We start from the raw sequence: 13,373 nt of genomic DNA, 5'->3' as shown, positions 1-13,373 counted from the left end.
TGCGGCGTTGCATTTCGCCGGTGCGCCTTCGCAAATTTCATTTGCTCGCGAGCATGTTTCATTTGCCCGCTCGCAAATCCGGTTTGCCCGGACGCAAATCCGATTTGCGCGGTCGCATGTTTTCTTTGCGAGGTCGCATCCGTGATTTGATGGGCTGCACCGAATGGGTGCAATGCCGGGGCTTTTCGAAGCCGCGATGCTCTTACGTAGGGTGGACCCTGGCCCACCCGTGCTTTGATCCGCGACGCGGAAAATGGTGGGCTTCAGCCCACCCTACCAAGCTGACGGGGCGTTGTGGATTGCTCCGCCGGGGGCAGCGCGGCTTCCGCCGCTCGTGCATGGGTGCTACGCGCGGGTTCTGTACGGCGCGAGCAACGCAGGATCGGCGAACAGCGCATCGGGCACGAGCCAGCGTGGTTCGCGTCCCGACGCGAGAATCGCGCGCACCGTGCTCGCGGAAATCTCCAGTGGCGTGACCGCGATCGGCAGCACGCGACCGGCCGCGCTTTCGCGCAGGCTGGCCGCATCCGCACAGCGGCGTGATGCGATCTTGGTTCGCAACTCGGTCGGCAACGCCGCGCCGTCATGGCCGGGACGTGTCAGCACGCCGATGTGCGCATGGTCGAACAGTTCGCGCCAGCGATGCCAGGTGGTCAGTCCGGCGAACGCGTCGGCACCGACCAGCAACACCAGCGGCCGCGCTTCGCCCATCTCGGCGCGCAGCTCCAGCAGGGTGTCGATCGTGTAGGAAGGCCCCTCGCGTTGCAGTTCGCGCGTGTCGAGCGTCAACCGCGCCTGTCCGACCAGCGCCGCGCGCACCAGTGCGGCACGCTGGCGTGCGTCGGCAACCGGCTGGTCGCGATGCGGCGGAACGCTCGCGGGCAACAGGCGCACATCGGCGTCGAGCGCTTCCGAGGCTTCCCATGCGACGCGCAGGTGCGCATTGTGGATCGGATCGAAGGTCCCGCCGAAGATCGCGAGTGGGCGCTGCATGCAGGCTTCAACCGCCGATGAGCTTTGCCGCACGGCGCGGCGCCGCGATCGCCGCGACCAGGCGCTCGAGTTCGCGCCAGGCGTTCGCTTCGCGCCAGGCGGTGAGGTCCGGCAGCTTGCCGACCGTGAAGTAGATCGGCGTGAGCTCGTCGCGCCCCTTCACGATGCGGTCGATGCGACCGGCCTGTTCGAGGCAGCGCTCCCAGTGCGCGCGATCGGCATTCTTCACCGCGCGACGGAACAGACCCTCGCGCGACTGCGGCCAGATGCGCTCGTTGCGCAATGCCGCGTCGACGCTCGACGCCGAGGCAAGGCGCAGCAACAGGCGCAATTGAGTCAGCATCCAGCCGAGCAGCGGGATCAGCTCCTCGCCCTCCGCGCGCAGGCCGGCGACGATGTGCAGGGCGCGACCGGCATCGCCACCGATCGCCGCATCGGCGAGGCGGAACACGTCGTAGCGCGCATCGTCGGCAACGCTCGCCTCGAGCGCGGCGACGTCGAGCACCTGCCCCGCGTGCAGCAGGGCAAGCTTGTCGATCTCCTGCGCCGCGGCAAGCAGGTTGCCTTCGACGCGATCGGCCAGCAGCGCGACCGCTTCGGTGCTCATCTTCAGGCCGCGCGAGTTCGCGCGCGCAGTGATCCAGTCCGGCAATTCCTCGCGCTTGAGCGGCCAGGCGATCACCGCCGCGCCGACGCGTTCGATCGCGGTCGACCACGCGCCGGTGTGCTTGGAGCTCCAGTCATTCGCGCTCACCAGCAGCACCGTGTCGGGCGGAGGCGACGCGCAGAATTCGGCGATCGCGGCACTGCCCTCCTTGCCCGGACGCCCGGTCGGCAGGCGCAGGTCTATCAGCTTGCGAGTCGCGAACAGCGACATCGAGCGACTGGAGTCGGCGAGGCGATTCCAGTCGAAGTTCGGCTCGACATCGAGCACGTCGCGCTCGAGATAACCCAGATCCTTCGCGCGCGTACGCAGCGCGTCGGCCGCCTCGATCACCAGCAGATGCTCGGCGCCGGCAATCAGGTAGGCGGGTTTGAGATCGCTCGTGGCGAGCTGCTTGCGGAAGGCGGTCAGCGTCGCGGCCATCGATGCCTAGCCACCGGCCTTCGATCGCACCTCGAGACGGCGCAGGATCGCCTGCACCATGTCCTGTTGCAGTTCCTTGCCAAGCAGGTCGGTCTCGGCGGCGACGCCGAGTGCCTGGCTCGCGTCGAAGGTGAAGTCGCGGCTCAGATCGATCGTCTGCTTCGGCACGATCGCCGTTCCGGCGGCATCATCCACAGAGAATTCGACGTGGTATCGCAACGCGTATTCGGTCGCGCGCGCATTGCCTCCGACCGACAGCACGTCGGTCGACAAGGTGTTCGCGCTGATCTTCATCACGGCGACGTCGGCGCCGGCGGCATCGACCACCTGCACGCCCGAGCGCGGCAACGCCTTGGCGAGCCCCTTGGCGAGCGCGCTCGATGCATCCGCGATCTCGATGTGCATGCGCTGCATGCTCGCCGGCAATTGCGCCTCGCGGCGCAGGTGGAAACCGCAGGCCGCCAGCGGCAGGGCAAGCATTGCGACGAGAGCGAAGGAACGGCGGCTCGGGTTCATCATGTGCGGGTTCCGGCGGAGATCGGGGGACTGGCGATCAGCAGATCATACGGTGCCGACCAGCCCGGCAGCGAGCGGATGCGCTCGAGCCAGGCGATGATCGCCGGCCATGGCGCGAGGTCGACGTCGGCCTGGCCGGTCCAGAACAGGTAACCGCAACAGGAGATGTCGGCGATCGTCGGCGCGTCACCGACGAGGAACGGCATGCCCTGCAGATGCCGGTCGAGGCACTCGAAATCCGACTGCATGCGCGCGGCCCACCACGCCTCAAGCACCGGGTCGGCCCGCGTGAAGCGGCGCGAGAAGCGCAGATGCGGAAAGCTCATCGCGAGGCGATTCGCTTCCCACGCGAGCCATTCGCGCACGCGCACGCGCGTCGCCGGGGTGCGACCGTCGAGCTTGGCGTAGCGGCGCGCGGCGTAATCGAGGATCGCGTTCGACTGGCACACCGCAAGACCATCCTCGTCGACGTAGACCGGCACCTCGCCGAACAGCGAGACCGCGCGGAAGTCCGCGCTGCGCTGCTCGCGCGGCAGGTTGAGGTCGACCGGACGCTGCTCGTACGGCACGCCCATGAGGCGCAGCGCGAGCGCAACCTTGTAGCTGTGGCCGGATTCGCGGTTGCAGTAGAGAATGGGAGCGGTCATCGCGTGCAGTGTATTCGACGCGGCAGCGGTGACCACAGCCTGTCGTCTCCCGATCACGACGCTTGATGGGCCTGGGCCTGCAGCCACTGGCGAGGCGATTCGCCTACCGTCTGCGCGAACGCGCGCGAAAACGATGCCGGACTGCCATAGCCAAGGCGGAAGCTCGCCGCCTTGATCGAGACACCTTCGCGCAGCAGCGATTGCGCGATCGCAATGCGCCAATGCTGCAAGTGGTCGGCCGGTGTCGAACCGACGACCTCGCGGAACGTCGCCGCAAACGCGCTTCGAGACATGCCGGCCTCGCGCGCCATCGACGCGAGCGTCCACGGCTGGCCCGGTTCCTCGTGGATCGCCGTCAGCAGGCGCGCGAGCCGCGGATGCGAGAGCCCGGCGAGCAGCCCGCCGCGCAGTCCAGCCTCCTCGGCATGATCGAGTAACCAGCGCAGCAACTGCAGCACCAGCACTTCGAACAGGCGATCGGCAAGCAGGCGCTGCCCGCACTGCACGCGCGCCGCCTCCGCGAACAACAGGTCGAGCGTCTGCCCGAGTCCGTCCATCTTCCGCAACGGCAGCACGAGAACCGCCGGCAGCGCGGCTGCGACCGGATGGTTCGAGCCGCCGTCGAAATCGAGTGTCGCGCAGACGAGATCGGCACCTTCCCCGGGATTCTCGAAGGTGTGCTCGAACGCGCGCGGATAGAACAGCAGGGTCGGCTCATGCAGCTCGACCCGCGCAGGGGCGCCCGAACCCGGCCGATGCACGACAGTCATCTCGCCGCGCTTGAGCAGATGCAGAAACGCGCGACCGGGCCTCGCATCAAAGCGCGTCAGCCCGCACAGCGAACCGGTATGGAACAGGTGAGCGCGTACTCGGAACCGTTCGAGCAGAGAGGAAAGACGATCGATCGAAGTCATTGCCCGGAGCGTGCCTGGACGAATTGCATCAAATCACGGACTAAATAATACACGACGTCCTGCGAGCTCCACGAAAATCTCGTTCACCGGTTCGCCGAGGCTCTCAAGGGCCGAGCGCCCCGGCTACTTACCCACAGAACGGAGACAAACATGACCCGTGTTCCCCTGATCGACCGCGCCGCCACCACCCCGGAACGCAAGGAACTACTCGATTCCATCCACGGCGCGTTCGGCGTGACGCCGAACATGTTCCGCGCCGTCGCCAATTCGCCAGCGGCGCTGAAGAGCCTCTGGGGTTCGTTCGGCGCACTGGGCGGCGGCGTCCTCGGCGCCAGGCTCGCCGAGCAGATCGCGGTCGCCGTGGCCGACCGCAACGGCTGCGAGTACTGTCTCGCCGCGCATACGATGCTCGGCAAGAACGCCGGCGCAACCGCCGAGCAGATGCGTGCGGCACAGAACGCCGAATCGACCGATCCGAAAGTGCGCGTCGCCCTGCAGTTCGCGGCCCGCGTGGTCGACACGCGCGGTCGTGTCAGCGACGCCGACGTGAAAACCGTTCGCGACGCCGGTTACGGTGACGAGCAGATCGTCGAGATCATCGCGCACGTCGCCCTGAACCTGTTCACGAACTACGTCAACAACGCGCTCGCCGTCGAACTCGACTTCCCGGCCACGCGCCTGCGCAACGCGGCCTGACGCAATCCGAACCTGCCGGATCGGATACCAACGATCCGGCAACTCCAGGACGACGACGTTGCTGCAACACGCCCGCGCGAGGTCGGGATCAGACGACGATATTGACGATCTTGCCCGGCACCACGATGACCTTCTTCAGCGCCTGGCTGCCGACGAATTCGACGACTTTCGGTGCCGCCAGCGCGAGGCGTTCGACCTCGTCCTTGCCCGCCGATGCGGCGACCTCGATCGTCGCCCGCAGCTTGCCGTTGACCTGCACGGCGATCGTGAGCGAGTCGCGCACGAGCGCGGCCGGATCCGCCTTCGGCCACGGCTGGTCCTCGATCAGCGTTTCGGCGTGACCGAGCACCTGCCACAACGCGTGCGCTACGTGCGGCGTGACCGGATTGAGCAGCAGCACCATCGCTTCGAGCGCCTCGTGGCGAACGGCGCGGCCCTGGTCGGTCTGGTCGTCGAACTTGCCGACGGCGTTCAGCAGTTCCATCAGAGCAGCGATCGCCGTGTTGAAGGAATAGCGGCGACCGATGTCGTCGGAGACCTTCTGGATGGTTTCGTGGACCTGGCGGCGCAACGTCTTCTGCGCCGCATCGAGCCTGGCCGCATCGACGACGCCTGCGGCGTCTTCCCTCTTCCGCCCTTCGGGCACCTTCCCCCGCTGCGCGGGGGCAGGCGAACTGGAGCGACCTGCGGTCGCAGCAACGATCATGGGATGATCGGGATTCGCCGCGTGCGTCACGACTTCGCGCCAGAACCGTCGCAGGAAACGCGCCATGCCTTCGACACCGGCTTCGTTCCACTCCAGCGACTGCTCGGGCGGCGCCGCGAACATCGAGAACAGGCGCACCGTGTCGGCGCCGTACTTGCCGACCATCGACTGCGGGTCGACGCCGTTGTTCTTCGACTTCGACATCTTCTCGGTGCCGCCGATGCGCACCGGCTTGCCATCGGCCTTGAGCACGGCGCCGACGACGCGCGCCTTGTCGTCGCGCTGGATCTCGACGTCGGCCGGGTTGATCCAGTCCTTCGAACCGTCGGCGTTGTCGCGGTAGAACGTCTCGGCGATGACCATGCCCTGGCAGAGCAGATTGGTCGCCGGCTCGTCCGAATGGACCAGCCCCGCGTCACGCAGCAGCTTGTGATAGAAGCGGAAATACAGCAGGTGCAGGATCGCGTGTTCGATGCCGCCGATGTACTGGTCGACCGGCAGCCAGTGGTTCGCACGGGCATCGACCATCTCGGCCGCACCCGGGCTGGTGTAGCGCGCGTAGTACCAGCTCGACTCCATGAACGTGTCGAACGTGTCGGTCTCGCGCTCGGCCGGCCCGCCGCACCGCGGGCAAGTCGTCTTGCGCCATTCCGGGTCAGACTTGATCGGCGACTTCACGCCGCTGAACGCGACGTTTTCCGGCAGCAGCACGGGCAGCTGGTCTTCCGGAACCGGCACCGCATCGCACTGCGCGCAGTAGATGATCGGGATCGGGCAACCCCAGTAGCGCTGGCGCGAGACGCCCCAGTCGCGCAGGCGCCAGTTCACGCGGCGCGCACCCTTGCCTTCCTTCGCAAAGCGCGCGGCAAGCGCATCGAACGCGCCACGGAAATCGAGACCGTCGTACTCGCCTGAATTCACCAGGGTGCCGTACTCGGTGTAGGCGCCGTCCTCGATGATCGCGCGCTCGAATTCCTCGACGATGCCGACCGCGGCTGGCGCTTCGTAGACATCGATCGCGCGGCTCTCACCGAGCGCCGCGCTCATCGCATCGGGATTGCGTGCGGCGTCGCGACCCAGTTCGCTGATCGCGTCGCGCACGGCATCGCTGATGATGACCATGCGGATCAGCAGGTCGTACTTGGTCGCGAATTCCCAGTCGCGCTGATCGTGCGCGGGCACGGCCATCACCGCACCGGTGCCGTAGCCCATCAGCACGAAGTTCGCGATCCAGACCGGGATCTCCTCGCCGGTGATTGGATGGACCGCGGTCAGGCCGGTGTCGATGCCCTTCTTTTCCGCGGTCTCGATATCCGCCTCGGCAGTTCCGCCGTGGCGGCACTCCTCGATGAACGCGGCGACCAGCGGCTTGCTTTGCGCCGCCTTCAGCGCGAGCGGATGCTCGGCCGCGACCGCAAGGTAGGTCACGCCCATGAGCGTATCCGGGCGCGTGGTGAACACGGTGAGCGGCTCGCTCTCGCCCTCGACCGCGAACTGGATCTCGAGGCCTTCCGACCGCCCGATCCAGTTGCGCTGCATCGTCTTGACGGCGTCCGGCCAGCCCGGCAGCTTGTCGAGGCCGTCGAGCAGTTCCTGCGCGTAGTCGGTGATCTTGAGGAACCACTGCGGGATCTCGCGCTTCTCGACCAGCGCGCCGGTGCGCCAGCCACGCCCGTCGATGACCTGCTCGTTGGCGAGCACGGTCTGGTCGACCGGATCCCAGTTCACGACCGACTGCTTGCGGTAGGCGAGCCCCTTCTTGAACAGGCGCACGAACATGCGCTGCTCGTGCACGTAGTAGTCCGGCCGGCAGGTCGCGAACTCGCGCGACCAGTCGATCGCGTAGCCGAGGGTCGCGAGCTGCGCGCGCATGTGCTCGATGTTCGCGTAGGTCCATTTCGCGGGCGCGGTGTTGTTCTTGATCGCCGCGTTCTCGGCCGGCAGGCCGAACGCATCCCACCCCATCGGCTGCAGGACATTCCTGCCCTGCATGCGCTGGTAGCGGCTGATGACGTCGCCGATCGTGTAGTTGCGCACATGGCCCATGTGCAGCGCGCCGGATGGATACGGCAGCATCGAGAGGCAGAAGAACTTCGGCTTCGAAGGGTCTTCCTTGACCTCGAATGCACGCTTCGTGCGCCAATAGTCCTGCGCGGCGGATTCGACGGTCTGGGGTTCGTAGCTTTCCTGGATCGGCATGGGCTGGGCGCGACGTCGTGCCGCGAGGCTCGGCTTGGGGGTCGGTCAGCCTAGCGCAGCGCCGCAGTCGAGGAAAGGTGGAACCGCGGCGGGCAACGTCACCGCCGCGATGCGAAACTCAGTGGGCTTCGAAACCGTCCTCGAAGACGGTATCGCCCACGCCAGTGAAATACGCGGCCCCACCGCGACCGTCGCCAGGTGCGCCGATCACGGCTGTCTCACCGGCCATTGTCACCGCACTGCCGAACCCATCACCCTCCAATCCGGGCTGCGTTGGCGGCGCTTCTCCCGACAATTCGACGTTCGGCAGCCAATCCGACCCGCTGATCGCGAAAACGAACGCACGCCCATTCGCATTCGGCCCGGCGCTGTCGCGCTGACCGACGACGATGCGGTCGCCTGCCTGCGAAATGGCCACCGCGCTCCCGTAGCTTGTCGATACGGCGTCCGGGTTCGCCGGGATCAGCGACGATCGCAGCGTCGCGGCGCCGCCAAGCCACGAATAGACGTAGGCGGCGCCCCGGTTTGCGCCGACCGCGCCGACAACGATCGCATCCCCCTCGAAAGCAACCGAATGACCGAATCCGGCAAGCTTGGCGGGCACAGGGGCAGTGATCTTCGCGTGCTGCGCCCACGCACCGCCGCCGTCGTCGAACACATACACGGCTCCGCCACCGGTCTCGATGCCGATGTCGGCATTCGGCGCACCGATGACGAGGGTATTACCCGAGAGCGCGAGCGAGGATCCGAAGCCGTCATCGACTGCGCCGTCCGCGGCCTGCAGGACGACAAGCGGGGACCACGTCGTTCCAGAGCGTGTGAAGAGGTGAACACGGCCTTGTATGTGGGCTTGCCTCAAACCCGGTTCGCCTACCGCGAGGAGGTCGCCGCGAACGGCGACGGCTGCTCCAAAGGCGACCGGCTGACCGGTAACGTCGCTGGTCAGACGCGCCTGTTGCGGCCAGCTGCCGTTGCCACGCGTGAATACATACACTTCGTGGCTTGCACCTATGACCGCAGTATCCTGGTCCAGCGCGACGGACGAGCCGAAGAGAGAAGCCGGCGCGGACGGCAGGAGGCGTGCCTGTTCAAGCCAACCACTGTTGCCTGCCTCAAATACGTATGCGACACCGGTCGCCAACGGATGATCGGTCGCCGCAGTGGGAGCTCCGATGAGGACGGTATCCACCGACGCGGCCGCAGCAGCGCCAAACTGCTCGTCCCGATGCTCGTTGCCGGCATCGAGCACGGCAACCTGCGACCAGTCGCCACCGATCTTCGAGAACACCGTCGCATCGCCCGTGGCGCCTGCCATCGTGTATGCGCCCGGCGCACCGATGACCATCGTGTCCCCGGCGAGCGCCACAGCCCGGCCGAAGCTGTAGTCGTAATTGTTGACGGGAGTGTGTGCAACGTGCGCCACCCGAGACCAGACGCCGCCAACGCGTTCGAATACATACGTCGTACCGGCGCCGGACCATCCGTAGACCCGGTCATCAGGCGAAGAGGCAAGCGCGCGATCGCCGTCGATGGCGACCCGCGCACCGAAACCGGGCGCCGCCGTCAGCGGATCGAACACATTCTGCGCCGACCAGCTGCCATCGCCCGCGCGCACGTACGGCGTGACGACGCCATTCCATGCGACCAGAGCCGTCTGGCCGGATAGCGCGAACGACGCCACTGGCGGCGAGAACGCCCCCGTCATCCCCAGGTCAATGCGCGCTTCGCGCACCCAGCCGGTCGCGCCGTGGTTGAACAGGTACGCGTAGTTCCGGATCTGGAACGTGCTGTCGAATGCGGATGACCACGCAAGTGCGAAATCGCCGTCGAGAACCGTCGTCGCGAAGATTTCGCCCGCGTCGGCCTGCAGTTGCGATTCCTGCGTCCAACCCGCTCCATTACGGACGTACACCGTGCCGTTGCCGATCGCGAGTCGTTGCCCGGACAGCGAAACCGGACCGGTGCCGGTGAAACTGTCCACCTGCTGCCAAGCGCTTCCAGCACGGATGAAGGTGTAGATCGAATCGCCGCCTGTCGCGACGACGATATCCTCCCCCAGCGCGACCGACCCACCAAATCCCATTCCGTTGGTGGCGCCGGCCGGATGCAGGACCGCTTCCTGCTGCCACACCGGGCCGACGTGGCGGTACAGGTTCACGCTGGTGGCGCTCTGACCGGGCGCGCCGACGGCGGCCACTTCGCCATGAAGCGCGACGCTGTAACCGAGCGTGCCGCCCGTTCCGGGGATGCCCTCGGGCGTCGATTCCACGCGTGTCGCCGCGGAGGTGCCTGATGCGGCGAGCATGCACGCCGCTGCGAGGAGCGCGCTGGCCGCGCGTTGCATGCGGAAGAAGCATTCCACGAATGACCGATCGCGGTGTGTCGAATCCATGCTGTTTCTCCGACGCTTGTGGCGGCTTCAACGAATTGTGCCGATCCTACTCGCGCCCGATGTGCGCGAGAAGCATCGCCAAAAATCGTCGTTTCTGAACAGCCGCCGCAACCCGCCGGCAAGTCCTACAAGGCCGGCGTGAAGATCGCATTCGGACCGACGCGTCGCTCCATTGTCAATTATATTTCTACATCGCCTTGCGATCTCCTCGCGCTGGCACAATCTGCGGTCGACCTGGTCCAGGAGCGTCATGATGTCTGCAGCGACACCGTCCCCACATGTATTCGATGCGACCGAGGCGAACTTCCAGGTCGACGTGCTGGACGCCTCGTTCGAGCGGCCGATCCTCGTCGACCTGTGGGCAACCTGGTGTGGACCATGCAAGACCCTCGGCCCATTGCTCGAAAAGGTCGTCGGGGAATTCAACGGCGCCCTGACGCTGGCGAAGATCGACTGCGACGCGGAACAGGCGCTGGCGGCATCGTTCGGCGTGCGCAGCATTCCGACCGTGGTGCTGATCCGCGAGGGCCAACTGGTCGATGCGTTCACGGGCGCGCTGCCCGAAAGCGCGATCCGCGAATTCCTCCTGCGCCACGTCCAGCCGATGGAAGCGGCGCCCGAATCGGAGGAAACAGCACCCGCTCCCACCGAAACGCCGGAACAGGCGATCGCACGCATCCAGCAGGAACTCGCGCTGCAGCCGGACAAGGCCGAGCTCAAGCTCGACCTCGCCGTCGCGCAGATGCAGGTCGGCAATGCGGACGCAGCCGAGGCCGAACTCGACGCATTGCCGGCGAATCTCGCCAGCGACGATCGTGCGCGTCGCCTGCGCGGCCAGCTCGATTTCGCGCGCTCGTTGAAGGACGCGCCATCGGCTTCCGAATTGCGCTCACGCATCGCGCGCGACGGCCGCGATTTCGCTGCGCGTGACCTGCTCGGCGTACGGCTGCTGCTGGAAGGCGATGCGCCCGGCGGACTCGACCAGTTCCTCGAAGTGTTGCGCTCCGATCGCGACTGGAACGAAGGTCAGGCAAAGAAGCGCCTGATCGCCGCGTTCGCCGTGCTCGACGATTCCGAACTCGTCGGCAACTATCGGCGACGCATGTCGTCGCTGCTGTTCTGAGCCCCTTGGATGCCATCGCGACTTCCGGGCTCCTGCTGCAGTGAGCGGCATCAGCCGGCCTGCTCCTCGAGCCCCGGCTCTCCGGAACATCGCGACTGAAGCGTTCTGCGACAGCATGGGCGCGCGGCGAAGTCAGATCCCATAGCGTAGACCGCGTCACACATGCAGTGTGGATGACGCCCGCTGCCAGCTGCCGATCCGTCGGCGGCAAGCCGTCATGCGTCGGCATAGGATCATCGTCCAGCGCTCGCATGCCCGGCGGGCGAAAGCTGACGCGCTGCAACAGACCGTTCAGGGTTCGATCGGCGAGTCGTGCAAACCGTCCACGCTACGTGCAGAGGCGCTACACTTTTTCACGCGGCAGACCCGGCTGGGGACGGCACCGGGTCAGCCCGGTGCAAGGGCAGTACCAGGTTGTTCACCAGCAGGGAGGTTTCTCCATGAAACGTGTCAGACAACGCGCCATCGACGCGCCGCGCCTCAACTCGCTCGCGAGTTGCCTCGCGACCGCGCTAGCGTTGGGAACGAGCGCGCTCGTTCCCACCCTCGCCCATGCCAACGTTCCCCCACCCCTTCCGGCGGCAGGGGCACACTCCGCCGTCGCGTCTGTTCCAACGGCCCTGTCGGGGGTCGAACGCGACCTCATAATGAACACGGTCAACGCCGCGATGCGAACGCCGCCGGCCGTTCCGGCCACGAGCATTCCGGTCACCAACTGCAACGATTCGGGCGCAGGCAGTTTGCGCGACGCGGCAACCGCGGCGGTCGACGGCGACATCATCGACATGACTACCCTCGCCTGCAGCACGATCACGTTGACCAGCGGCCAGATCAGCATCGGTGCGAACAACCTGACCCTGCAGGGGCCAGGCATCCTCGGACTGGAAGTCAGCGGCGGCGATTCATCCCGCGTGTTCTGGCACATCGGCAGCGGCACCCTGACGGTCAACGACATGATCGTCAGCCACGGCAAGAAGTATCTCAACGACGGCGAGATCGGCAATGCGGGCGGTGCCTGCCTCTTCTCCAGCGGCACGATCGCCATGAACAATGCATGGGCGAAGTACTGCGACACCGGTTCGAATGACGTCGACAACGCGGTCCACGGCGGAGCGGTTTACGCAGCGACCGGAATCCTCATGAACAGCAGCCTCGTCACCGCGAGCACGGCGCACTCGTCGACGTTCCAGGCACGCGGCGGCGGTCTCTACACGCCGGGGACGCTGTTCATGCTGAGGAGCACCGTGTCGGGCAATACCGTCACTGCTGCGTCCCTCGCGACGGGTGGCGGCGTACAGGTCGGCTCCGTGCGTCCCGAGGGAGTGGCGGGCACGCCGGGCCATTCGGCCGGCGTCAAGTACAGCAGCATCACCGGCAACAGTACATCGGGTTTCGGCGGCGGCGCCTACTTCACCGGAGATGCGGCGGTTGGCAATTCGACGATCTCCGGCAACCAGAGCTGTCGCGCAGGCGGCTTGTACTTCGTCAACAGCGCCACCGTGACGCAGCCTGCCTCCGTCTACAGCAGCACCGTGTCGAGCAACACCGCCGCCTGCACGACGGGCGGCGCGGGCATATCGATCTGGAGCCGGAACTCGTCCTTCAAGGACACGACGATCGCGTTCAACACGACCCACAGCGGCGGCTCCACCAAGTACGGCGCCGGTGTACGCATGCCCAACGCGAACACGATCGACCTGCAGAACACGATCATCGCGAGCAATTTCGTCGACTTCGGCGCAGGTCCGCTGGCGGACGACATCGGCGGCGGCGGAACCCTCACGGGCGCCGCCAACCTCGTGTACTTCCCCTCGTCCATGACGACGCCGGGCGGCACGATCCTGCTCCAGGATCCGATGCTCAGGGCGCTTGCGAGCAATGGCGGCCCCACTGCGACCCACATGCCGAACTACGGCAGCGTGGTCATCGACGCCGGCAACAATGCATCCGGCGCGACCGTGGATCAGCGCGGAACCGGACATCCGCGCATCTTCGGGCCAGCGGCAGACATCGGCGCGGTCGAGTTCGACCTGGCCGACCTCATCTTTGCCAACGGCTTCGATCCCTGAGCCACGACGACCCTGCAGCCGCCCGCGGGCG

At 66.5% G+C, this 13,373-nt stretch carries 10 protein-coding genes; 3 read left to right on the top strand and 7 right to left on the bottom strand.

What is annotated here, in order from left to right:
- Positions 1-345 precede the first annotated feature (345 nt).
- From nadD to ACILRJ_RS13710, 5 genes are read right to left on the bottom strand one after another with little or no spacing between them, the layout of a single operon-like run.
- Positions 346-993: a nicotinate-nucleotide adenylyltransferase gene (gene nadD, locus ACILRJ_RS13730; RefSeq protein WP_395683762.1), complete on the bottom strand. Its 648-nt coding sequence runs from the start codon at positions 991-993 to the stop codon at positions 346-348.
- 7 nt (positions 994-1,000) lie between these two features.
- On the bottom strand, positions 1,001-2,080 hold the full coding sequence (gene holA, locus ACILRJ_RS13725) for a DNA polymerase III subunit delta (protein WP_395683761.1): 1,080 nt from the start codon (positions 2,078-2,080) through the stop codon (positions 1,001-1,003).
- 6 nt (positions 2,081-2,086) lie between these two features.
- Positions 2,087-2,599: an LPS assembly lipoprotein LptE gene (lptE, locus tag ACILRJ_RS13720; RefSeq protein ID WP_395683760.1), complete on the bottom strand. Its 513-nt coding sequence runs from the start codon at positions 2,597-2,599 to the stop codon at positions 2,087-2,089.
- Positions 2,596-3,243: a glutathione S-transferase family protein gene (locus ACILRJ_RS13715; RefSeq protein WP_395683759.1), complete on the bottom strand. Its 648-nt coding sequence runs from the start codon at positions 3,241-3,243 to the stop codon at positions 2,596-2,598. Before ACILRJ_RS13715 ends, lptE begins: the two co-directional genes overlap by 4 nt.
- Before the next feature lie 53 nt (positions 3,244-3,296).
- Complete coding sequence (locus tag ACILRJ_RS13710) at positions 3,297-4,157, bottom strand: AraC family transcriptional regulator (protein WP_395683758.1); 861 nt, start codon at positions 4,155-4,157, stop codon at positions 3,297-3,299.
- 150 nt (positions 4,158-4,307) lie between these two features.
- Here ACILRJ_RS13710 and ACILRJ_RS13705 point away from each other — a divergent pair, with 150 nt between their 5' ends.
- Positions 4,308-4,853, top strand: coding sequence for a carboxymuconolactone decarboxylase family protein (locus ACILRJ_RS13705; RefSeq protein ID WP_395683757.1), 546 nt, complete (start codon positions 4,308-4,310; stop codon positions 4,851-4,853).
- 88 nt (positions 4,854-4,941) lie between these two features.
- Here the strand turns inward: ACILRJ_RS13705 and leuS are convergent, their stop codons facing one another.
- Entirely contained in the window at positions 4,942-7,758 is a 2,817-nt protein-coding gene (gene leuS / locus ACILRJ_RS13700) for a leucine--tRNA ligase (protein WP_395683756.1), read from the bottom strand.
- 118 nt (positions 7,759-7,876) lie between these two features.
- The gene (locus ACILRJ_RS13695; RefSeq protein ID WP_395683755.1) at positions 7,877-10,027 is read right to left on the bottom strand and encodes a hypothetical protein; all 2,151 of its coding nucleotides are present in this window, start codon (positions 10,025-10,027) and stop codon (positions 7,877-7,879) included.
- Positions 10,028-10,403: 376 nt separating this feature from the next.
- Between ACILRJ_RS13695 and ACILRJ_RS13690 the strand changes: the two genes are divergently transcribed.
- Together ACILRJ_RS13690 and ACILRJ_RS13685 are read left to right on the top strand one after the other, a co-directional pair.
- Entirely contained in the window at positions 10,404-11,273 is an 870-nt protein-coding gene (locus ACILRJ_RS13690; RefSeq protein WP_395683754.1) for a tetratricopeptide repeat protein, read from the top strand.
- 647 nt (positions 11,274-11,920) lie between these two features.
- Positions 11,921-13,342, top strand: a complete 1,422-nt coding sequence (locus tag ACILRJ_RS13685; protein WP_395683753.1) for a choice-of-anchor Q domain-containing protein — start codon at positions 11,921-11,923, stop codon at positions 13,340-13,342.
- Positions 13,343-13,373: the final 31 nt, after the last annotated feature.

Origin of the sequence: Dokdonella sp. (assembly GCF_044227025.1) — a bacterium.
In the GTDB taxonomy this organism is placed as follows: Bacteria; Pseudomonadota; Gammaproteobacteria; order Xanthomonadales; family Rhodanobacteraceae; genus Dokdonella_A.
The sequence above is the reverse complement of the archived record's forward strand: the minus strand, read 5'-3'. Positions and strand labels throughout refer to the sequence as shown.